We start from the raw sequence: 22,149 nt of genomic DNA, 5'->3' as shown, positions 1-22,149 counted from the left end.
ACCGATAACGCGATTGACACTGAAGATCGCTCGCGTGACACCGGAACCTGGTATCGTCGCGCAGTGATCGGAATCTTCCTGCTCTTGCTGATTGGCGGACTCGGGCACGCACAGGTGTTTCTGACCCCGGTGATCTTAGGCTTTCTATTGGCTTTGGTTTTTAGTCCGGTCCGCCGACTGATGGAACGCGCTGGTATACCAGCGGGAATCGCTGCGACCTTAATCGTAACAGCACTTGTTGCCGCAATCCTGCTGATAACCTATCTATTGGCAGTTCCCGTCATCGTTTGGATCGAAGACGCGCCGACGATCGGTGTGAAGTTAGAAGAACGGATACGCGAATTCCGCGAAACGCTTGGCGGCAACCAAGATGGTCCATCCGTCAATGAGGTCGTTGATCAGATTGAGAATGCGGCGATGCCTTCGGACGCAGACGTTCAAGAAGTGGTTGTGCAAGAAAGAAGCTATTTAGGGATATTGGCTTCGACAGCGCCAGCGATCGTCGTCCAGGTCGTGATGGTAATGGTTTTGTTGCTGTTCATACTGGCTTCAGGCGACATGTTCTACGAGAAGATCGTTCATGTCATGCCGACATTCCGCGACAAACGAAAAGCAATGCAAATTGCTCGCGACATCGAGCGTAAGTTGTCTCGTTATCTACTAACGATCTCTATCATCAACGCAACGCTCGGTGCGGCAATCGGAATGGTTATGTGGGCACTAGGAATGCCTAACCCGTTGCTGTTTGCAGTTGTCGGCTGCTTGTTCAATTTCGTGCCGTACATCGGGGCGATCGTCGGATCCGGCATTGCATTAGTGGTCGGGCTATTAACCTTCGATGGTGTGATTGCAGGATTGTTTCCCGCGGTTGCATACTACGGTTTGACTGCGATCGAGGGACAGTTTGTCACCCCTTACTTTGTGGGACGCAACCTTAAGCTAAATACCGTAGTGGTATTTATTGCCGTCACCTTTTGGGCGTGGCTATGGTCAGTCGTAGGGATGCTGGTCGCGGTACCACTATTGGTAACCATCCGCACGTTTTGCGAGCACATTCCGCAGCTAGAACCACTGGGCGATTTTCTTTCAGCACGGGGGGCGGAGGTGGAGGAGGAAACCGAGAGCGTTGGCTGAGCTTTGCTCTGTGTTTGGCTGCAAAAACAGTCGTGGATTCTTGATGTCCCCGGTCCTACTCGTGACATCGTCCACTACGGCGAAAACACTTTCTGCCAAATGAGTTGCAGCAAAATTCGAATGACGAACTTATTGCCGAACGGTTCTTAAGCCGAACTGCCCCCGAGACTTCTTCTCGCTGATTTTCGCTACGCTCTTTTCGTCTTGGTGGAGCCCATTCCAGGTTTTTCTTGGCGGACTAGCATGTCGATGAATTTTGCAAATCGTCGCTGCCTGGTTTCGGGAGTTTTGGCGCTCGTCAATCCGTGCGCGATGGCATAACGATTCGATTGATTGAGCGTTTCAAAAAACTGTTTCGCCTTCGGCTTGCTCTCCAGTGCGGTAAGGAAATCCGTTGGCACTTTCATTTCACTCACCGCATAGGCATTCTCCCACCGACCGTCCGCTTGGGCGGCCCGCACATGCACCAACCCGTGTTCCGTCATTCGCCCCTCGCCGATCAAACGCTCCACGTGAGCTCGGTTTCGTTTGGACCAGTTACTTCGCGGTCTGCGTGGAGTGACCCGCTGCAAATACGCTTGGTCATCGATTGACTTCTTGATACCGTCGATCCAGCCCCAGCACAGCGACTCGATCACGACATCATCCCAAGTCACACTCGGAATCCCCGTCTTCTTCTTGAAAATTTTTACCCACAGTTCCGTTTCGGAGGCGTGATTCACCGCAAGCCACCCGCCGAGCTCTTGGGGCGTTGCGAAGGCGATGATTTTCGCTGGATCGGGTTCAGGCATGAGACTCGATATTCATTCGGCAGTACAAAATTGATTCGGCAGCACAATGGTCGTGATCACTGGGGGCGTGATCACGGGCGCGGGAGAGCTGATTGGAAACGGCCCAAACTCCCCTCGACCTGCTGCAGGATACGGTGTCCGGTTCGCAAGCGATATCCGACAACCTCGCTGGCTGCCGACAACTGTTGCAGCTGCCTGCCGACAAGGAACGCTTTGCGGGGGTTAGCTTCGATCTTATGACTGGCCTACCACTAACTGCCGCTTCTTCTTTTCAAATTTTGAACACAGGTCATCGATGGCTTGATCCGAACCTTTGATCTGAAAAGCCTCATGTTTGTCCGGACGATAGATATCCAGCATTGAAAATCGCTTGATGTCACCGCACAGGTTAGCCAATGAACAAGCACTGTCGCGTCAATCTTTGTGGACTTTGCGAAACCTCGTTTGGGCTACGAAGTAACGATGTGGTAGCGCAATGGGATCCAAAGTGAAATGCGAAACCCCAGCCTTCCCTCGGCGATAGCCCAATGCCATCTACTTTCGTAGTGGGACTCGCCAGAGTTCCTGGTGATGCAACAGCAAATGCGGGAATTCTGGCGAATTCCACTACTCGAACATTACCCGCTTGGTGCCAAAAGTAGATGGCATTGGGTGATGGCCCTCCACTGATAGCTAGTTACGTTCGGGGGCTCGGCTTCGATTGGGTGGCAATCAGCTGGGACGCAATGCTTTTGCCTGCTTGGGCTTGGGGGTGCTCGGGGGCGAGCGAGAGCGCCGTGGCGAAGCTTGCGGCAGCGGCTTGTGGATCCATGCGATTGAGCTGCAGGTAGCCGAGACGCACGTAGGTTTCGACATCGTTGGGGAAGGCATCGAGGACGCGATTGTAAAGCTTAATGGCGGTATCGGTGTCGCCGACTCCGGCACATGATTCGGCGAGCGCAAACGTTACGTCCATATTCGTTGGATCATGCTCGTGACAATGCTGGAGCTCGGTTCGCGCGGATTCATAGTCAGCCAAGCCGATGCACGCCCGTGAAAGTTGGTAGCGTGCCGTCCAATGACTCGGGTTGGTTTCCGGCCAACCGATCACCGCGATCGAGAAAAGTCCCAGAGCCGTTTCGTATTGGCCAAGTTCCAAGAGCAACTGCCCAAACCGCTGAGCACCCCGCAGGTCACCAGGAAATTCGTTGACCGCACGTTGGTAAACCCGTACCGATTCATCGATCCGGCCGGTCCATCGCAAGCAATCGGCCAAGATGAATTGACTTTCGGCGTCACCGTTGAGTTTGGCGATCGCATCGCGAGCACGGGCTTCGGCGACTTCGAATTTGCCCGACCAGTGCATGACTTTGGCGAGGTTTCGCAGCGCGACTCCTTGTTTACGCGGATCGATGCGACTTTGGATCAACGCGTCCACGTCGGCGAGCGTTTCGCTGGGAATATCCTTGCTGCCGAGCGCGCCGGGTGATAGCCAATCGGACCGGCGCATCGCATCGGCGATCCACAGCGACAGACGGCGGTGGACGTCGATGGTCGGATGAACGTGGTCCAGGAAGTATTCGTCGCCCAGTAGATCGTGCCCTTGTTCGGCGAGGCAGACCTCACGCAGTTGCCGGTCGAAATCGACCACACAAACGTCGTCGGCTGCTGGCAAGTCGCGAACGATATCCAAAAAGTCGTCGGGGGCGCGAAGCGGGCAGATATCAAGATTCAGCGCCGTCTGAAACGCTTCCTTGGCACGCGCGAAATCCCGTTTAGCGAAAGCAGATTGGCCGTCTTGGAAATCCGTCGCCTCAGGTTCGATCTTGAATGGGCTGCAATCCTTTTCGTTGGACGCCGGCACGACAAACAGGATCTTCGCGCCCGATGCACGAGCGATGTCGATCATTCGATTGAGATTGAACTGGAAATGTTGTCGAACATCGCGGCGCCACTCGTTGTCGCGAACATAGTCCGATGGGCCAACGGTGTGATTGAGTCGTTCGTCGACTTCGGCGGGCAACACACTGACGTTGGGATTCGGTATCGTGTCGCGTTGACGCCGCAGGATCGAGTCGATGCAGCCATACGTGCGAGTCTTGGCGAGCCACCCGCTGAGCCAAAGCTGCATATCGGATTGATCAAAGAAGTCGGCATAGGTGCGACGTTCCAGGAACTCGTTCTGGCCAGTGTAGACGATGAAGACATCGGGTTCGTAGGCGGTCAATTCCTGCATCACGGTGGCAACACGATAGCTCGCGTAGCTAACACCGCCGGCGTTGACGACTTCCCAGTTGGTGGTGGCGTCGATGTGCGGCAACCATTCTCGAAGCCAACCGCAGAAGGACGTGGTGTCGTCGTAGGGGCGTCCGAACGTCGTCGATCCACCCAAGCAAAAGATGCGTTGGGTGTTGGCTGGTTTGGCAGCGCCGAATTGTTGGTCGTTGAACCAAACCAATTTGTTCTCTGCCGTTCGCAGCCATGATTTCCCGGCGTCATCGGTGAACGGTTCGAAAAGGGGGACTTGGTTTGAAAAACCGACAAACGGGTCCGTGTGATCGGTCGATCGTCCGACGCCCAGCAGCGTTAACGCGAATTCGATCAGCAGCAAGCACAGGCCTGTTGTCACGATGCCGAAGCAAGCTTTTTTCTTACGGCTGAGTTGGCGACGCGTCATACTGGCGGATGGGATGTTGTGAAAGGATTTAGAGATGAGTCGTAACCATTGGCTGATGAAGGTGCCGGTAGATAGCGACGAAACAGGCCGTTGCGCAAGTGGTCAGGAGCAGTGTTAATATGCTAAATCAGAATCGAATAGGGAAGCCGTTGTTCTCACGCACATCGGTCGTACCGCCCTCGGGGACTTCGCCTTCGCCGATGTCAAAGACGGCCTCCCGCCCATCCAGCCGCTACCAACGCTCGCAGTGCGGGACGAGCAAGACCCGCTGGAAAGTTCGCTTTGATGGCGTCGGTTTGTACATTGCTCGCCAACCGCTGCTTTGGGTTGCGCGAAATTGGGCAGAGGCTTTCATCGGTCGTTTTATCGCGTTTAGACATCGGTTCGTGTGATTCTGGTTCTCATGTGTACGTCAGACACCACCGGGAATGTCCGCTTCGACTAAATTGGCAAGTTGCAACAGTGATTCCTGCCAACCGAGATAACACCTTTCCGCGGGGATCGCCGCAGGAAGTCCTTCATGCAGAATTTCAATCGCGGTTCCGCAACTGACTGGTCGCAACGTGATCGTCTTGGTCATGTCGGCTACTAGACCGGTATCATCGAACTTGTCGGCCAACCGGATTCGCTCGCCGGGAATCAGTTCTCGCATTGCCGTTTGAAAGTGAGTTTTAGGGGCAGGCAGCAATAGGGCTGCAGGCAGGATCGTCTTGACACTTCTCGGGGCCTTGCGGAGCGACTACCGCATGAGTTTTTTCAACGCGGCATTGATGAAAGATCCGCAAGCGGTCTTGGAAAGACAGGGACCCAACACCCAGCATCCTGATAGGATCCGGTTCACGGACAACGCTCAAGTGCAGGCGATGAAGCCCACGCTCCAAGCTTATTTGGAGGAGGCTATGGCGTATGCGGAAGCAGGCATCAAGCCACCCAAAGTGATACACGCACTTGAACTTCCGGATGAACTTGTCGAGGCTCTTGAAGCTGACCCGGTGCTTGCAGAAGCGTTTCGTGCCCTGACGCCCGGCAGACAAAAAAGTTACGTGATCGATCTAAATTCCGCTAAGAAGGCTGAAACGCGGAGGTCTTGAGTTGACAAATTCCGTGATAAGATTCTTGCGGGAAAGGGGGCAATGGAACGATGAACAGGGGCGATAAACCTCGATTAAATTAACTAAAAAAAACTCAAACTATGCACACCACAATTTTGCTTACCGGATCGTCAGGCTGGCTCGGCCGGTTCTTGGCGCCAAGGTTGCGACGCGATGGGCACGAAGTCGTAGGGCTCGATGTAGTGGATGGGAAAGACACGACAGTGGTGGGCAGCGTCTTCGACCGTTCGTTGATCGATAGGATTTTCTCCGACAATGACATAACAGCGGTAGTCCACTGTGGTGCGCTGCACAAACCTGACATTGCTCGCTATTCTGCGAGGGCCTTTGTTGATGTCAACGTAACCGGCACTCTAAATCTACTCGAAGCAGCGTCTGCCGCAGGTCATGATCGCTTTGTGTTTACATCGACCACCTCACTCATGATCTCAAGTGAGGTACGGGCTGGAATCGACGGAGGGGCCGAAAGCGCGTTTTGGTTGAATGAAGATTTTGGTCCAATTCGACCTCGAAATATTTACGGCGTCACAAAATATGCAGCCGAACAGCTGTGCCAGCTTTTCTCAGTGAATCACGGACTTGATATTGCCATTTTGCGCACTGCTCGATTTTTTCCTGAAAACGACGACACCCTGAGTTTACCTCATGGGGCAAATCTGAAAGCCAACGAATTTCTTTATAGGCGAGTCGCTGTCGAAGATGCCGCCGAGGCTCATGTCATTGCGCTGGAGAACATCAAAGGTAAAGGGTGCAAAACGTACGTCATTTCTGCTCCAACCCCGTTTAACCGTGACGACTGCCGGTCCCTGGTGACCGATGCTGCGAGTGTGATCGCAAGCTATTTCCCAAACGTCGAAGATCTATACGATAAGGCAGACTGGTGTCTCCCTAGGTGCATCGACCGCGTCTACGATTCGTCGCTGGCCCAACTGGAACTCGGATTTCGCCCAAAGCTGGATTTCTCAGGCATCCTTAGCGCATTGGCGACTGGCAGCCCTTTGCCATACCACCACGATCCAGATTATGTGTCACCCAAAGAATTGCCTCCCGCCACCGGGACATAACAAATCTGAGTGTGACTTCGGGCTCCGGTGAGATTGATCGCTAATATTTGATCGCTAATATACCGAACAGTCATCTGTGCAAGAAACTCTTCGAGAGTTTTCATTGATTTATTCCTTGGTTATCAGGAGCATATTCCGATCGCCCATGCCCGGCTGGAAAGTCCCAATAACGGTGTTCAAGGAAAGATCGCCATTGCAGTCGAACGTCGGCTTAGTGAATCCGTCGCGTAACCAAAGGAAGACTGTCAGCGGCGTCACGTACCAGCAATACGTTTTCGTAAGCGTGCCCAAGACCAGCGTAAATAGAACTTTTGACTACGCCGAACGCTAATGATTTCTCGATGCGTTGGTCCAATTTTTGCAACATGATTTTGCTTTGGCACCTGCAGCCGTTTTAGAATGCGAATAACAATGGTCTAGCATTTTGGAAATATCAAATGAGTCCAAATAGTACACCACACGACAGTCGATTGGAGAGTCAGCGACCGCCTAAACTATCGAGATTCTGGTGGTTTGTAAGAATATTCGTTTTGATCATTGTTATCGCGGGCCTGCTCGGCTTTTTCTTTCTGTAGCCTACAAATTACACTGATCGAGGTGCTGGCTAATGAGCGGGAATTGACGTTACAACCCGAGGACTCGCAATCTGTTTTCAAGGTTAGTTATTTCTTCGGCAATGCGTCCAAGGAACAACTCAATCGGCTTCGAGCGAAATTCCCCACGGAAAGCTCAGGAAACAAGCGACAACATCGAGAAAAGAGTCCTGACACCTTTTCTGCTATCGGGTCAGATCAGCTTTTTCCGTTTGTTTACGATTCGGATTTACGAAGACACCCTATTGAGAATGTGGTGGATTTGCGTTACTCCCTACCGGCAATAGGTCGAAACAGTATGATGAGTGCTCAGCATTGGCACTTCATCGAAAGTTTTTCACGTCATGGCGCAATCCCGTCCGATCCACACAGATCCGATCTCAGATCCAAGACGGCTTGCCAGCCTACACGCGACAAAGCTCCTCGATAGTGCTCCGGACGCCTCGTTCGATCGACTCACCCGGCTTGCGGCCAAGTTGCTGAAATGTCCTGCCTCGGTTGTGACGCTTGTCGACGAGCACCGACAATTCTTCAAAAGTTGTGTTGGGCTTCCCGAACCGTGGGCGTCTCGACGTGAAAGTCCGTTGAGTTATTCGTTTTGCCGTCAAGCGGTTCTGTGTGATGCACCGTTGATTGTTCGTGACGCTCAGACGGACGAGCGTGTGAAAGACAATCCTGCAGTTGTTGAGTTCGGAGTTCGAGCCTATGCGGGTAACCCGATCCGCACTCGATCCGGAGAGGTGCTTGGTTCCTTCTGCGTATTCGATTCGGGACCGCGAGATTGGAGTGAAACCGAACTCGAGATACTAAGCGAGTTGGCCTCTTCGGTTGAATCCGAAATCGAGCTGGTGACGCTTGCTGCCCGTGAACGCGAGCAACATCAATTACTAAAGGTCATCATCGAAAAATCACCGCTGGCGATCAGCGTGATTGACGACGACGCTCGTGTGCTTCTGTGGAACAAGGCTGCGGAGGAAATGTTCGATTACCGCAGTGACGAAGTACTGGGCAAACCGCTGCCCATTGTTCCACCTGACAAGGAAGACGAATGTCGCTCCGTGCGAAAACAATTGACGGAAGGCCAAACATTTCAAGGTATCTCGACCTACCGTTGCCGTCGTGACAAATCAAAAGTACATGTCAAGATTGCGGCTGCCCAGTTGCAGGAGTTCGAGGGTGAAGCCGGTCGTTGCTTGTTAATCTTCGACGACGTTAGTGAGCAAATCCGTGCTGACCGAGAACGAGAACAGCTATTACAACAGTTGCAGGAAGAAAGCTCGCTAACCAATGCCGTGCTGGACCAGTTACCGGCAGGGGTTATTGTCGCCGATGCACCAAGCGGACAGATCCTATCAGTCAATGAACGAGCTTACGAATTGCTAGGCAATCAAGTCTCTGACAAGGTTGATCTCAACGCGTTGGCAGCCTATGTCGGGTACCATCCCGATGGTCGCCGCTACGAGCCGGATGAATGGCCACTCGCACGAACGATCCTGCATGGCGAGTCCATTTCCAACGAAGATATCCTTTTTGAAACCAGCGATGGATCACGCCGACGACTGCTGGCAAGTTCCAAGCTGGTCGAGTTTGGGCATCGAAATCAAGCTCGAGCAATCACCACCTTTACTGACGTGACCGAACTCAAAGCACTCGAAGCAGCCCGTCACCGCAGTGAGGAACAAGCTCGACAAATCCTGGCCAGCAGCCACGATAGTATCAAGATCCTGGATCTCGACGGACGCTTGCTATCGATGAACCGTATGGGGGCAAAGCTGCACGAGATCGATGATGTCGAGGCCTTGCTGGGGAGTGCATGGACCGATTTTTGGCAGGGATCGAATCGAATCGCCGCCGCCGCCGCGATCGAAGCAGCACGAGCAGGGCGGTTGGGAAGATTTCGTGGTGTCCGTGCAACTAGAAAATCAAATATCAAGACTTGGTGGGACGTCGTCGTGACACCAATCACGGGCGAAGATGGACGTCCAGAACAACTTCTCGCTATCTCTCGAGACGTTACCGAATCGGTTGACGCCGAAGAGGAGCGAGAAGCTTTGATCAAACGCGAGGTCCAAGCTCGACAGGACGCCGAAACGGCGAGGGAAAAGTACCGCAACTTGGTCGACGGCTTGGATGCCATCGTATGGGAAGCGGACGCTAATACGTGGAAGTTTAACTTCGTCAGCGAGAGGGCGGAGCAAATCCTGGGATACCCAATCGAACAGTGGCTCTCCGATCCTGCTTTCTGGCCCAGTATCATTCACCCCGACGACCGCGACTCTTCAGTCACCCTATGCCGGAACGCCTGTCGCGATTGCCGAGACCACGATTTTGAGTACCGAGCCATCACGCGAGATGGCCGGTCCGTTTGGTTACGAGACATCGTCTATGTGGTCCCCGATGACGCCGGAAAGCCACACCATCTCCGGGGAGTCATGGTGGACATTACCGCCAAAAAAGAACTGGAACAGGAACTCAGAGAGCGAGCCGAGCAACTCAGTGAAATGGACGCTCGGAAGAATGAATTCTTGGCTGTCTTGGCGCATGAACTGCGTAATCCACTAGCCCCTATCAGTAATGCGGCTGAGCTGTTGCCATCCTTCAGCGACGACCCCAAAGAGATCGCCGAAATCAGTGACATTCTTCAGGGCCAAGTTTCGCAGTTGGTTCGATTGATAGACGACCTGATGGATGTATCGCGAATCACTCGAGGAAAGATCAAGCTGCAACAGGAGCCCGTTTCGATCGTTGAGGTTCTTGAAACGTCTTTGGCGTCAGTTCGCCCAGCTTGCAAGTCCAGGCAGCACGAATTGCGATGGGATATTGAACCAGCATCCGGGCTAATCGTAGAGGGGGATCGTGTTCGTTTGGCTCAAGTATTTACGAACATCTTGAACAACGCCTGCAAATACACCCCTGGCGGCGGTACGATCGAACTACATTGCAACGCAGTCGGGGGCGCCGTGGAAATCTCGATTGAAGACAACGGCATTGGGATCTCGCAAAAAGACGCGAGCGGGATTTTTGAGATGTTCACGCAAGTCGAAAGCTCGGTCACACGCAGCCAAGGTGGACTTGGGATTGGCCTGACTCTCGTCAAACAACTAGTCGAAATGCACGACGGTTCGGTGGTTTTAGATCAGGATCGCAAGGGACCTGGAAGTCGATTTGTAGTGCGGCTTCCGTTGGCGCAAGCGAACCAAATCGAACACCAACCATCCAGCTACTCATCGGATTCGGAGTCATTGAAGGTCGTTGTCATCGACGATCTTCGAGCGGTTGCCACGATGTTTGTCAAGCTGGTTGAAGCATTAGGACATGAAGCGCGTATGGCGTTGAGTGCAGATGAAGGAATCAAGATGACTCGCGCGTACAAGCCCGATGTTGTCTTTTCTGACATCTGTATGCCAGATAGTTCGGGGTACGAAGTCGCTCAGTCTCTGCGTGCATTGCCCGAGTTACGCGACTTGACCATCATTGCCATGACTGGCAACGGACAACCCGAAGACATCCAACAAGCTTACGAGGCGGGATTCGATCGCCATCTGGTGAAACCGGCTAGCATCCAAATACTGCGTCAAGTATTTGACGAAATCACTGCGACCGATACGCTTGGCAATCAAGTGAACGTGGAAAAGTAAGCCTTGGACGTTCTAGGCTCTGTCTGAAAACAGCTCAAAGTCGCCTTTCGCTCCGCGAACGAGAGTTTACGGATCGCACTCTCGCCGACCGCACGAAAGAGATTCGCGGCCACTCTTAGGCGTTACTGGGCGGGGCTCTGCGGCTGGAGCAGAGGGAGGCGTGGGGACAGCCTCAGCGAAACTCTAGGGAAGATGAATCTGCTGATGGGAATACAGAAAAATGGAGACAGAAAGAAAAGCTGACAACGAAACGATGCCCTTCCTCATTGATCGCCGTCGGTTGGTATCCGATCAATCACTTGGGGGCAATGCCATCAACAGTGATTTGACGTTAGAGCCAACCCAACAGCAGCGACAAAACTATAGTTCCAATCAATGAAACGATGATCGAGCCGATGCAACCTAGTCGGTTAGAGAAAAATGCAAACATAAGTAATGACACTGAGCTAGAAGAAGAAACGATGGAGAGATCCTAAACTCCACCATTCCATTGCAACTGCTGTACCATAGTGATCAGTCTGGCTGCTCCGACGTTTCCCACGCAAGACCAATCCAATGGTTAGGCCGTCAGGCAGGAATCATTGGGTGAAATCCCGTTAACCGTTTGGGCCAACGCTGTGAAGCATTTTTTCGTAGCGAAACTCGCAGAGAGTTTCGGTTTTAATTGCGTGGCCGAAAGTCTCTGCGACTTTCGCTACAGCTAATTCGCGTTTTGCTTATAGGGAGGAATGCATCACAGCGTTGCGTTTTGTCGCTAGCCCCGGTTGAATGTCGGATCCCTGGCTAGCGGCTTGTTGATTCAGTGAGCCGCTCGCGGGTGAGCAGCCGGGTTCCACGCATTACCCGGTGCCTTACGGCCCACGGCTCACCAATGCGATTTGCATTTCGATGAAATCAACAAGCCGCTAGACACAAAACGCGATGCTGTGAAGCAATTTTTCGTAGCGAAACTCGCAGAGAGTTTCGGTTTTAGTTGCGCGGCCGATGTCTCTGCGACTTTCGCTACAGCTAATTCGGCTGGCATTCCGCAAGGCTCCCGACTCGCTGCTTGAATCCTGGTGCCATTTCTTCTTTTCTGCTCACGCTAGACCAATTCTGACAGTCCGCCGGTGTTTCCCGCGAAGCTCTCGGTCTCTAGTCCCAATTGCTGAAGCATGGTGACGAACACCTTCGTCAGAGGCTGGTCTTCCTTGGCCGGTTCTCGCATCCAGGGCTCTGGCATCCCGTCCCAGGAACCGCCGACGGCACCGGAGCCGGCGTAGTTAAGGAATTGCCCATGCTTGAAGCCCATCGCCTTTCCACCCGCCAGGATGACTGGATAGTTCTGCGACAGATGGAACGCACTGGACGCGGATCCGAACAGCAACAAGGTGTTGTCGAGCATCGTGCCCTCGCCGGCCGGTTCCGGAGTCTCGTGAAGCCGAGAGGCAAAACGATAAAACTCGCGGTTAAGGAATCCACAGTAGGTCGAAAATCGTTCCCAACCACCGGGTTGCTTGGTTTCGTGCGACAGCGCGTGTGCCAAATTGAATCCGACCGCGCGAGCCAAGCGATCGCTGATCCCAAATGCATTTTCGCGACCGATTTGGTACGTCGCCACTCGAGTCGAATCGGTGCGGAATGCCAGGTAGATCAGCTCAAACATCGTTTGGACGTAGCGCTGCGGGTCCTCCGGCGACACATCCAGATCCAGATCTCCAGCCTCCACAGTCGGCAAGGGAGTGTTGACCCAGAGTTTAGCTTTTTCAACGCGCTGCTCGGCTTGCCGAACCGAATGCAGGTATTCATCCAATCGTTCCCGGTCATCGCTAGCCAAGTCACGGCGAAGACTTTTGGCATCGGCAAGCAATTCATCCAACGCACTTTTGCTTAAAGCCAAACGCCGCGCTGCATCCGCATCGCGTTTGACAAACAGCATGTCGAAAACACGCTTGGGCCGGTGCTCGGCGGGAATGGCACGACCGGTACGCGTGAACGACATCGTATGCGTGCCACGCGGTGTTCCGGTGCCTCCGTCGGTGGACAGTACCAACGATGAAAACCGCGTCTGGTCACCAACATGGTTTGCATAGACTTGGTCTAGCGAGATCGAGTTTTTATAGGGGCCATCCGATCCAGTGGCCGCCGCCGTCAGAAATTGGTCCGCATTGGAGTGACCGTGAACTTGACGCACAGCTGGATGCGAAAATCCCGACATAACCGTGATCTGATCTCTCAGCGGCTGGAAAACTTCCATGCATTTCGTGTAGGTGAATTCGGTGCCGCTGCCATGGGGGAACCAAGACCAGTCTTGATAGGCAGGGTCCTCGGCCAATGGCATCGGGACACCATCGGGAAAGTAGAAACAGCCCAGTCGCTTCACATCCCGCGGCGAATCTCCATCTGCTCCGGATAACCCGCCGGTTCCCAGAGCCTCGGGCGATGAACCTGCAGCCAAATTTACGGCAGAACCGAACACGGGCAACGCGAGAGCAACCCCGGCCCCTCGCAGAAAACGTCGGCGGTCCAATGAGTCCAGATTCAATTTCATCGTGTCGTTCCTATAAGTGGCGGGTCGATCGCTGAACGATCCTTGCGATTCGATCCTTGCGATTCGATTGGTTGTCGAGGGTGACTGGGGAATTTTTCAACGGGCAACAGTGTGGGGCGGGAATGACTTGCGGGCGGTCAAACGCGAAGCATTCAGTCACGGCGCCAAAAACAGATTGCTGGTAACGAGCGTGTGCACCAGAGTCTTTAGCCCGTCGCCTTCTTGACGCACGGCGCGTGTCACCTCGTCAACCGATGCGTTGTCGCTGAAGGCCAACGGTCGCCCCGAGGCAAAGATGGCCAGCTTTTGGACCATCGCGCGGACGAATTGATCTTGTCGACTGTCCAGCAGATAGCGTTTCAGCCCATCAATGCCGTCCAGGACTTGGTCGTTGTACAACGCGGAACTGGCGTCGACCGGTGTCCCGTTGATCTCGTCTCTCCATTGTCCGATTGCATCGTAGTTTTCGAAGGCGATTCCCCAAGGATCAATCTTCTGGTGACACGACATACAAGCCGCCTGATTGCGGTGGTCTTCGATCCGTTGCTTCAGTGTCAGCTTGGCAATCTCGGGATCGGCCAAATCGATCTCCGGAACCGCTGCCGGTGGCGGTGGCGGTGGATCGTTCAATAGACAGTTCAGTAACCAAACGCCTCGTTTGAGCGGATGAGAGTGTTGGCCATCGGAGTTCATCGCCAACAAACCCGCTTGGGTCAAAATTCCGCCCCGTGACGCTTCGTCGTTTAACGAGACACGTTGAAAATGATTGCCTTCCACACCCGAGATTCCGTAATGGACCGCCAATCGCTCGTTCACCGTGGCGTAGTCGGCGTGGATGATGTCCAGCACGCTGGCATCGGTGCGAAGCATCTCTGCAAAAAAGGCACGAGGTTCCTGCTGCATCGACTCTTTCAAGGACGGATCGAATTGGGTGAAACTCTTGTCGACCGCCAAGTACGACAGCGCCCGTAGATCGAGCCATTGATCAACGAAGTGTTTGACGAATCGTTCGTGCCGCGGATCGGCAAGCATTCGATCCACCTCTGCACGCAGCACCTCGGGCTGATGCAGGGTTCCAGAGCCGGCCAATTCCAACAACCGATCGTCCGGCACACTGCACCACAGGAACAGAGACAGTCGAGTGGCGAGGTCTCCATCGGCCAGCCGCCGATTGTGCGCTGCTGCATCCGTCATCGGCTTGGCAGCAACGTACAAAAACTTTGGTGAGGTAAGCACGGTGGCCAGTACTTCCAACATCGCATCCTGGAAATCATCGCAGCCACCACGCACCGCTTCGAAGAGAGCGAGTTTGCTGTCCACCGCAGCGGAATCGACCGATGATCGCCAGACGCGTGGCATGAAACGAGTCAGAATCTCGCGTGCATAAGCGACTTCCTCCTCGCGAGTCAGTTGCTCGTTCGCCCTGTTGCCGGGGAATATTTGTTGGTGCGATTTCGGAGGCCACTCGTGATAAATCGGTGCGTCGACCTGGACCGACTCGATCACAATGTCGGCTGGATGGTCATGTCCTCGGGGGACCGAACTATTAACGAGGCGAATGTATTCCGACGGGCTGGGGAAATGTCCCATCGTCGACGTCTTGCGTTCCGCATTTCGCGGATCGATCTCGCCGAGCGGAATTAGCCACTCGTACGTCTCTGCCTGCCCCGCTGCGGCCGTCACCGCAGTATCCCGCTGGCTGACTCTGACGTCGGCACGTCCCTCGTTGGTCGCTCGCCAACCGAACACCAACTGCATGTGAGGAATTCGTTTTTGGCCGGGACCACGCGACGCGCGGACACGCACACGCAGCAAACCTTCATCAGGAACCTGATTCCCCAGCTCGATCGTCAGATTGGGATTTCTGCCCGTTGGCAGCACGGCGACGTGCGTTGCCTCGGCGCCGGATGCTTCGTGTTGAGACGCTTCGTGTTGGGGATCTTCAGCGGAATCGACGGGGTCAATCGCATACTTCGCTCCGTTGTATTCCCATTTTGCACGAGCCTTTTCCCCGGTCGCTAGGTTCAGGTAATAAGGCGAGTCACCTGGATTGCGATAAAGTCGCGTCGTCGTGTTGATCTGTTGTTCGCGTTTTTCGGCGTCGTCCTTGAACCGTTTTTCCAGCCGTTTGAGTTTATCTTGGTGGATCCGCTCTTCGATCGCGGCGGCATCCGACATGCTGTGTCGCCAGCGGACGAGGTCAGGACGCGTGCCTCGCACCGTGACCCGATCCAATGCACGTCGTGCGAGTTGTCGATAGGTTTCGAACTGGGAAACCGAAAGATGCAACGAATCGGAACTGTTTTGAAAACCGTCCTCGGAAACGGATTCGGGTGGCAGGTCTTTGGCGAAGTCCCAGGGCTCGCCGAGCAAGTCCTGTAGCGCGTAGTTGTATTCGTACTTTGTCAACCGACGGAACGACGTATTGGATTCGCGTGCCCGACGAGCGATCGATGCGAAATGAATCTCGTTGCTCAGCCACTCGACAACGGTTGCGCGGTCCTCATCCACCATCTCCATTTCATCGCGAGGCGGCATCTCGCCATTGTTCAACGCCGCCAGCACTTCTTCCCACCATTCGGCATCACCGCCATTGACCAAATCGGGATCGATCGCGGTGATATCAAAGTTTGCTTCGGCGCCGTAGGGACCATGACAGTCGACACAGGCCTGATGAAGAATTGGTTTGATCGTTTGATCAAAGGCCAACTCATCACGTTGCGGAGGTTGGTCAATCGCCGCTTTCGATGGTCGCAAGTAGGCCGATTTTTTCGCCCCCAACGTTTTCAATTCGCTCAGGTTCAATCCGCTCAGGGACGGAACGCTTGGGCGAGTCGAATTGGTGGAGTGAACGCCGTCGGCTTCTTGACTCGCAACCGAGGTGTTCGATTCAGCCGTCTTCGCTTCCGCACTCGACGCGACTTCGAGACCACCCTTCATCGCGATCAGACTGAGTTGCCCTCCAGCAACGAGGGCTAACATCCAGATAATGTGGGGCAAACGTGGGGTGCAACAGGGCGACCGCATATAAAACCAACCTCTTGAATTGCCGCCTTACTTGCCAAATCGCCCGTAGCCACCGGGCATCATTTTGTTCACACAGTCTAAAATCTAGGCAAGAAATCAACAAGTTTCATATGTCATAAAGACGGCTTAGGTTCGCTAACCGCAGCCTAGGGTTGGTAGTTCTTCGCAGCCTTGGTCTGTGGAGTGAAAAGCGGCCTTTCGATCCTGCCGAAACGGGGGCAAAGAAAAGGGAAACCAAGCTTTTCCGGGGGGCGTCAGGTTAGTCTTCCGCTACGCTCGGGAGAGGTGAACTGCATCACCCCGCCAATTGCGATCTACGTCATCCGGGGGTGAACGACGAAAGATGGGCTTGTCGATTGAGTCGTTTAACAGTCAGCCGAAGGCGTACTCACGCTGGTTAAGCATTTTTTCATAGCGAAACTCGCAGAGAGTTTCGGTTTTACTCGCGTGGCCGAAAGTCTCTGCGACTTTCGCTACAGCACGCCCTACGGCTCACGCCGTGGGCTACATCCTGACGACCCTATCAGGACTTGTTAATGCTGATTCACTCGCAAAACCGTAGGCCGCGGTAGCGCTATGAAAACGTTCGGAGGTAGTGGACGAGGTTACGATTCCCTGCGGCTGAGTGGCATGATGGGACTCGTGACCTCGTCCACTACATTACTTGCGGGACTCGTGACCTCGTCCACTACGTTACTTGCGGAACTCGTGACCTCGTCCACTACGGGAAGACACTTTCTGCCAAATGACTTGTAACTAAACATCTAACGACGAACCTTTTGCCGAACGGTTCCTTAGGCTCATGCCGACGAGCGTGATTGCTGTATTGCTGCAGTGTCACTGCGACGATCGCGTTTGCGAATGTTCGTAATGATTAATGGGGTGTTCGGTTCAGCCGGGAACCGATTCCGTGCGACGTGGAGATCTCGGTTGTCGACATTGAATTCGATTTCTTTGCAGAACCACCGAATGCATTCCGACAAGATTCGGCGCGTCACGATTTCACCGGCGCAGCGATGTCCGTTGACGAAATCGCCGCCTCCTTGGGGAATGAATGTGAATTCGCGATCGATCGAACGTTTGAAGCGGTCGGGATTAAATCGTTCTGGTTCTTCCCAAAAACGTGTATCGTGATTGCTTCCATGGATATCGAGCAAGACGCGAGTGTTTGCGGGAAAGTCCCAATCCTGCCAACTGAATACGTGGCGAGTCTTTGCAATGATGGCCGGAAAGAATGGAAAAAAACGTCTTACTTCTTCACCAAAACGATCCGCTTCGGCATCATCGGATGATTGCCGAACCAGGTCAGCTGACTCGGGAAAACGGTGCATCGCCAACACGGCGAACATGACCCAGCGAGCGATCGCCACCGTGGGACGAAGCACGTTCAATAGTTCCACGGCGGCATGTCGTTCGCCGTTGCATCCACGGTGAGACGCGATGACCGTCAACGCGGAAGATTCATCGGGCGAGTATTCGCCTCGGCGAACCTGGCGAATCCAATGTTCCGCCCTGCGATTGGCTCGCTTTCGAGCCCATCGTGACTTGATATATCGTGGTCCAATACCACCGCAACCATCAACGATTTGGGCCAAGTCGCTGGAGAGACGGTCCGCGTTTTCGTTGTCAACGGGAATGGCGGCCCAGGAGCATACGGCGCGACCGAGAACGCGATGCATGGCTACTAAAATCTCAATTGAGGACGCCGATTCCCACGGTTGCGTCGCTTGATCGAGTTCTCGATGAACCTGTTTGACAAGTTGATCGATCTTTGCATCGCTAAATAGCGACATCAGCATTGCTTTGCGATCTCGGTGAACCTGATCATCGAGACCCTGGACGCCGCCTTTGCCAAACAGCGTCTTGACGATTCGCATCGGACATGCGCCGCTACGTTGGAAGCGATTCGCATCGTAGACCAACCGCGCCGCCTCAGGGCCTCGCAGACAGATCGTTTTACGGAATCGAATTCGAGTTTGGAAGATATCCGAGTTCAATCGATCGCATTCGTGGCGAATGAAATCATATCCGTACCGTAACAGAGGAAGCGTCGAATCGAGTCGACCATTGTGAACGATTGCTGTCATGGTGGGCTTTCTTAAACGGACTGGGAGTGCAATCGCATGCAAGTCGTGTTGGGAGCCGAGATGAGTCAAATTCGGTGAACCGCAAACAACCAATTTTCAATCGGTTTGATCTTGGCGAGACACAACGACTTGCGGTGGAGCGATGACGGAATGAGTCAATGGTGTCTTGGCGGCAGCAGCGATTTTGCCGCACTTTTTGTACCGCATTTGCTCCTGTCGAAGTTTTGGAACTTTCGATCTGGGAAGGATGGAACTGGCAAGCTGTTTGTTCGGCAATGAGGGAATCGCCGGGACGATTTAATGGTGCGACTTTTGCTGGGGGTGAATGGTTGCTGTTCGTGTGTTTCAGAACTCTTGTCAACAATGAGATCGACCGCGGAGACGGTGGGACGCCAAGCTGTGTCAACTGTCTGACTCTGCGGCAGAAGAAAATGCGAATCACAAGTGTAGCCCCGTCAGGAGACATCGGATGATGAAACGTGCCCCTTCGAGATTGTTGTTGGCAGCTGCCTTCGCCATCGTGGCGAAGGCCGCGGATGCGTGTCCTTATTGCGATTCCGAAGTGGGCAAAGCGGTGTCCGCCGGCATTTTTAACGGTGACTTTGCCACGAACGCAGTGGCGACGCTGTTTCCGCTCGCAATTCTACTGACGATTGTCTGGCTGATTCATTCAGGGTTTCCGCCACTTGATGAGGTCTTCGGAATCGTAGGCCGAAATACGATGAGATCGAATTCAAAGCATCCATCCATACGAGGAACTGACCATGACAAATAACGTGACTCGCCGCCCTCTGATCTCCGCAGGAACCCTTCTCGGGATTGGTATGGGAGGGTTCGTGGACGGAATTTTGTTCCATCAACTTTTGCAGCTGCACAACATGTTGTCGGCAAAGTTTCCGGTTCGTGATGTCGATATACGAACGCTTGCAATCAATCTGGAAATCAACATGTTCTGGGATGGGTTATTCCACGTCTTTACTTGGATCATGACGGCGATTGGGATCGCCATGTTGTGGGCGGCGGTCCGCCGCAGTGATGTGCCGTTGACGACGCCCACGTTCCTTGGATCTCTTAGTTTGGGGTGGGGGCTGTTTAATTTGGTCGAGGGCATTATCGATCATCACATTTTGCATGTTCACCATGTCACCGAGACAAGCGGTCATTTGATTTGGGATTTAACCTTCCTAGCGGCCGGATTGGTGCTGATTTTGCTGGGGGTATGGATGATCCACCACGATCGACCGGCGCCGGAAAACCAGACGGCTGGATCATCCGGAATCACTTGATTGTTGTTGACCCAATGAATGATCTGCCGTGTAGGCGGTAGTCCTGCTGTCGGTCGGATTCGTATGTTGGCCGCTAGCTGACCACGATGCTTCATTCCATCAAGCAGTTTGTTCAAAAACTAAACAACCCTTACGTCCCCAAAGTGAGAAAACCATGCGATACACACTTCACCTATTGGCAACGCTAATCTTTTTGACAGTGACCACCGAAGGCCTGGCGGCCGATCCGACTGGTGACCCCAAATTCCAGCATCCGGTTATCAAGGATCACGGCGGAATCGTAACGCTGTCGGACGCCGCCCACCAACCCAAAAAGAATTCGAAGGTGATTTTGGACATCACCTCGGACGGGAAATCGGGCGAGGTGATCAAGGGCTTTGATCGCGCAGCACTCATTTTGAACCAGTACTCCGAGGCCGGAGTCGGTACCGACAATGGTTTCAAAATGGCCATCATCTTGCACGGTCCCGCGACGAAGGCGGCGCTTTCGCACGAAGGCTATGCAAAGCACACCAATCCCTATTTGAGCGACAAGGGTAAAACGAAGAACCCGAATCTCGATTTAATCAACAAGCTGAAGAAATCGGGTGTCGAGATCTATGTCTGCGGCCAAGCTCTCGCACATCACGGGTTCGCCAGTGAAGACGTTGCGTCGGATGTGGACGTCGCTGTTTCGGCGGCCACGGTCAACATCAATACTCAGATGAACGGATACGCTTACATCCCTTTTCACTAAGCCCTCAGGATGATCCACCCAAAACCGTGATCACGATCCTTCATACCAATGACGTGCATGGTCACCTGAGGGCGTGGCAAGGATGGGAAGGAGAGCTTCGAAACCAGCAGCTAGGCGGGGCCGCTCGTTTGGCGTCGGCCATCGATCGTGTTCGATCGAGATCCGCCAATGTGCTGTTGTTCGACGCCGGGGACCTGATCGGAGATACGATGATCGCCCAGCTCACCGATGGCGAGGCTTTGGTGCGGATCTTTGAGACGCTTCGATACGATGCCGTCGTGATTGGCAATCATGAACCGGACTTCGGCGGTGGCACGCTGGCAAAGCGGATTGACACCGCCGGGTTCGCTGTGATCGCCGCCAATGTACGGCGAAAGGACAGCGGCACGCTGCTGACGCGTCCCTATATCATTAAAGATTTTGATGGCGTGAAGGTCGGAGTGATCGGGCTTGCCTATCCGAAGACACCTTGGACGACCGCTCCGAAAAATGTTGCCAATTTCGTGTTCGAAGATCCAGCGGATGTCGCAAGAAACGCGGTTAAAGAACTGCGCAGCCAGGGCGTCGATCTGGTTATCGCGTTAACGCATCTTGGTCTCGGAGCGGATGTGGAATTGGCAAAGCAAGTCCAGGGAATTGACGTGATCGTGGGTGGGCACAGCCACAACCGGATGCACGAAGCACGACGAGTGGGTGAGACGTTGATCGTGCAAGCCGGGGCACATGGTTCGGATCTCGGACGATTGGACCTGGTTGTCGAAAACGGGAAAATCACCGAGCATCGACGCAACTTGTATCCACTGCTGGCTACCGAGTTTGATCAGGATTCCGCGGTTCAACAGGTGGTCGAGGATATTCACGCTCCCTATCGCGACGTCCTTGACGAGCCCATCGGCCAAGCGGATGAATGGTTGATTCGGGCGCAGACGCTTGCGGGTCAACAGCCACGAAAACGCGACGCGCAATCGCCTGTGGACAGTCTCTTTGCGGACATCCTCCGCGAGACGACCCGTAGCGATGTGGCTTTTCTGCCCGGAGTTGGCTATGGGGTGGCCATTCCGCCAGGGAAAATCACCGCGCCCCAGCTTCGCCAGCTCGTTCCCCACGAAGGCAAGGTCGTCACGATGCAGCTTTCCGGTAAACAGATACGAGATATTCTGAACCAGGCTGTCGAAAATGTTTTTACCAAGGACATCGACAAAAAGGTTGGCGGGATGATTCAAGTTTCTGGACTTCACTTCACCTATGACCCCAAAAGGTCGTCGGGCAATCGCATCGTGGAGATTCAAATGCAGGAGCGTCCTTGGCGTGCGGATCGAACCTACCGGGTCGCCACCAACTCGATGCTTGTTTCTGGAGGACATCGTCAATCGACCTTTTCCGGTGGCAGTCAATTGCAAGAGCATGGCAGCCAGTATGAGATGATCAAATCGTATTTTCAGAAGCAAAGTGGGGTGTCGTCGCCCGACGATATTCGAATTCGCCAAGTCGGTAA

The 22,149-nt window shown here is 53.8% G+C and carries 14 protein-coding genes; 8 read left to right on the top strand and 6 right to left on the bottom strand.

The genetic code is table 11. The features are described from left to right. A partial coding sequence (locus tag RMSM_RS02655) for an AI-2E family transporter (protein WP_144057325.1) occupies nucleotides 1–1,134 on the top strand: 1,134 nt, incomplete at its 5' end. 188 nt (nucleotides 1,135–1,322) lie between these two features. On the opposite strand, the gene RMSM_RS02650 is transcribed toward RMSM_RS02655, so the two are convergent. The 3 genes from RMSM_RS02650 to RMSM_RS02640 all read right to left on the bottom strand — a co-directional run bounded on the left by RMSM_RS02650 (nucleotide 1,323) and on the right by RMSM_RS02640 (nucleotide 5,233). Next, on the bottom strand, nucleotides 1,323–1,925 hold the full coding sequence (locus RMSM_RS02650; protein ID WP_008691169.1) for a YdeI/OmpD-associated family protein: 603 nt from the start codon (nucleotides 1,923–1,925) through the stop codon (nucleotides 1,323–1,325). 676 nt (nucleotides 1,926–2,601) lie between these two features. Next, the gene (locus RMSM_RS02645) at nucleotides 2,602–4,533 is read right to left on the bottom strand and encodes a tetratricopeptide repeat protein (protein ID WP_040763766.1); all 1,932 of its coding nucleotides are present in this window, start codon (nucleotides 4,531–4,533) and stop codon (nucleotides 2,602–2,604) included. Between the two features lie 460 nt (nucleotides 4,534–4,993). Continuing rightward, entirely contained in the window at nucleotides 4,994–5,233 is a 240-nt protein-coding gene (locus tag RMSM_RS02640) for an SRPBCC domain-containing protein (protein WP_008691165.1), read from the bottom strand. 94 nt (nucleotides 5,234–5,327) lie between these two features. On the opposite strand from RMSM_RS02640, the gene RMSM_RS02635 reads away from it, so the two are divergent. The 3 genes from RMSM_RS02635 to RMSM_RS02625 all read left to right on the top strand — a co-directional run bounded on the left by RMSM_RS02635 (nucleotide 5,328) and on the right by RMSM_RS02625 (nucleotide 10,988). Next, nucleotides 5,328–5,672, top strand: coding sequence for a YdeI/OmpD-associated family protein (locus RMSM_RS02635; protein ID WP_008691164.1), 345 nt, complete (start codon nucleotides 5,328–5,330; stop codon nucleotides 5,670–5,672). A 101-nt stretch (nucleotides 5,673–5,773) separates the two neighbouring features. Beyond that, nucleotides 5,774–6,757: an NAD-dependent epimerase/dehydratase family protein gene (locus RMSM_RS02630; RefSeq protein ID WP_008691163.1), complete on the top strand. Its 984-nt coding sequence runs from the start codon at nucleotides 5,774–5,776 to the stop codon at nucleotides 6,755–6,757. Nucleotides 6,758–7,694: 937 nt separating this feature from the next. Then, nucleotides 7,695–10,988, top strand: coding sequence for a PAS domain S-box protein (locus RMSM_RS02625; protein ID WP_063870182.1), 3,294 nt, complete (start codon nucleotides 7,695–7,697; stop codon nucleotides 10,986–10,988). A 1,084-nt stretch (nucleotides 10,989–12,072) separates the two neighbouring features. Here RMSM_RS02625 and RMSM_RS02620 read toward each other — a convergent pair. The 3 genes from RMSM_RS02620 to RMSM_RS02610 all read right to left on the bottom strand — a co-directional run bounded on the left by RMSM_RS02620 (nucleotide 12,073) and on the right by RMSM_RS02610 (nucleotide 18,632). Then, nucleotides 12,073–13,518, bottom strand: coding sequence for a DUF1552 domain-containing protein (locus RMSM_RS02620; protein ID WP_008691153.1), 1,446 nt, complete (start codon nucleotides 13,516–13,518; stop codon nucleotides 12,073–12,075). Nucleotides 13,519–13,674: 156 nt separating this feature from the next. Further along, nucleotides 13,675–16,518 carry a DUF1592 domain-containing protein gene (locus RMSM_RS02615; RefSeq protein WP_236621975.1) on the bottom strand — a complete coding sequence of 948 codons (2,844 nt, stop codon included), beginning with the start codon at nucleotides 16,516–16,518 and terminating at the stop codon, nucleotides 13,675–13,677. A gap of 827 nt (nucleotides 16,519–17,345) precedes the next feature. Further along, nucleotides 17,346–18,632: a cytochrome P450 gene (locus RMSM_RS02610; protein ID WP_008691142.1), complete on the bottom strand. Its 1,287-nt coding sequence runs from the start codon at nucleotides 18,630–18,632 to the stop codon at nucleotides 17,346–17,348. Between the two features lie 469 nt (nucleotides 18,633–19,101). Here RMSM_RS02610 and RMSM_RS02600 point away from each other — a divergent pair, with 469 nt between their 5' ends. The 4 genes from RMSM_RS02600 to RMSM_RS02585 form a co-directional block, all read left to right on the top strand. Continuing rightward, nucleotides 19,102–19,407 (top strand): hypothetical protein, encoded by a 306-nt coding sequence (locus RMSM_RS02600; RefSeq protein ID WP_008691141.1) that lies wholly within the window; start codon nucleotides 19,102–19,104, stop codon nucleotides 19,405–19,407. Then, nucleotides 19,397–19,918: a DUF2243 domain-containing protein gene (locus RMSM_RS02595; protein WP_052031456.1), complete on the top strand. Its 522-nt coding sequence runs from the start codon at nucleotides 19,397–19,399 to the stop codon at nucleotides 19,916–19,918. Before RMSM_RS02600 ends, RMSM_RS02595 begins: the two co-directional genes overlap by 11 nt. Nucleotides 19,919–20,072: 154 nt before the next feature. Beyond that, a complete protein-coding gene (locus RMSM_RS02590; protein WP_008691139.1) occupies nucleotides 20,073–20,654 on the top strand; it encodes a DsrE family protein in 582 nt (193 codons plus the stop codon). Between the two features lie 26 nt (nucleotides 20,655–20,680). Beyond that, nucleotides 20,681–22,149 (top strand): bifunctional metallophosphatase/5'-nucleotidase (locus RMSM_RS02585; protein ID WP_040763754.1); only part of this gene is annotated, 1,469 nt, incomplete at its 3' end.

Origin of the sequence: Rhodopirellula maiorica SM1 (assembly GCF_000346295.1) — a bacterium.
Classification (GTDB): domain Bacteria; phylum Planctomycetota; class Planctomycetia; order Pirellulales; family Pirellulaceae; genus Novipirellula; species Novipirellula maiorica.
The sequence above is the reverse complement of the archived record's forward strand: the minus strand, read 5'-3'. Positions and strand labels throughout refer to the sequence as shown.

What these genes read in the sequence shown, in the direction of transcription:
- RMSM_RS02595 (WP_052031456.1), top strand. Translation starts at nt 19,397, where the DNA reads ATGACAAATAACGTGACTCGCCGCCCTCTGATCTCCGCAGGAACCCTT.
- RMSM_RS02600 (WP_008691141.1), top strand. Translation starts at nt 19,102, where the DNA reads ATGATGAAACGTGCCCCTTCGAGATTGTTGTTGGCAGCTGCCTTCGCC.
- RMSM_RS02640 (WP_008691165.1), bottom strand. Translation starts at nt 5,233, where the DNA reads ATGCGAGAACTGATTCCCGGCGAGCGAATCCGGTTGGCCGACAAGTTC.
- RMSM_RS02590 (WP_008691139.1), top strand. Translation starts at nt 20,073, where the DNA reads ATGCGATACACACTTCACCTATTGGCAACGCTAATCTTTTTGACAGTG.
- RMSM_RS02635 (WP_008691164.1), top strand. Translation starts at nt 5,328, where the DNA reads ATGAGTTTTTTCAACGCGGCATTGATGAAAGATCCGCAAGCGGTCTTG.
- RMSM_RS02630 (WP_008691163.1), top strand. Translation starts at nt 5,774, where the DNA reads ATGCACACCACAATTTTGCTTACCGGATCGTCAGGCTGGCTCGGCCGG.
- RMSM_RS02610 (WP_008691142.1), bottom strand. Translation starts at nt 18,632, where the DNA reads ATGACAGCAATCGTTCACAATGGTCGACTCGATTCGACGCTTCCTCTG.
- RMSM_RS02620 (WP_008691153.1), bottom strand. Translation starts at nt 13,518, where the DNA reads ATGAAATTGAATCTGGACTCATTGGACCGCCGACGTTTTCTGCGAGGG.
- RMSM_RS02650 (WP_008691169.1), bottom strand. Translation starts at nt 1,925, where the DNA reads ATGCCTGAACCCGATCCAGCGAAAATCATCGCCTTCGCAACGCCCCAA.
- RMSM_RS02625 (WP_063870182.1), top strand. Translation starts at nt 7,695, where the DNA reads ATGGCGCAATCCCGTCCGATCCACACAGATCCGATCTCAGATCCAAGA.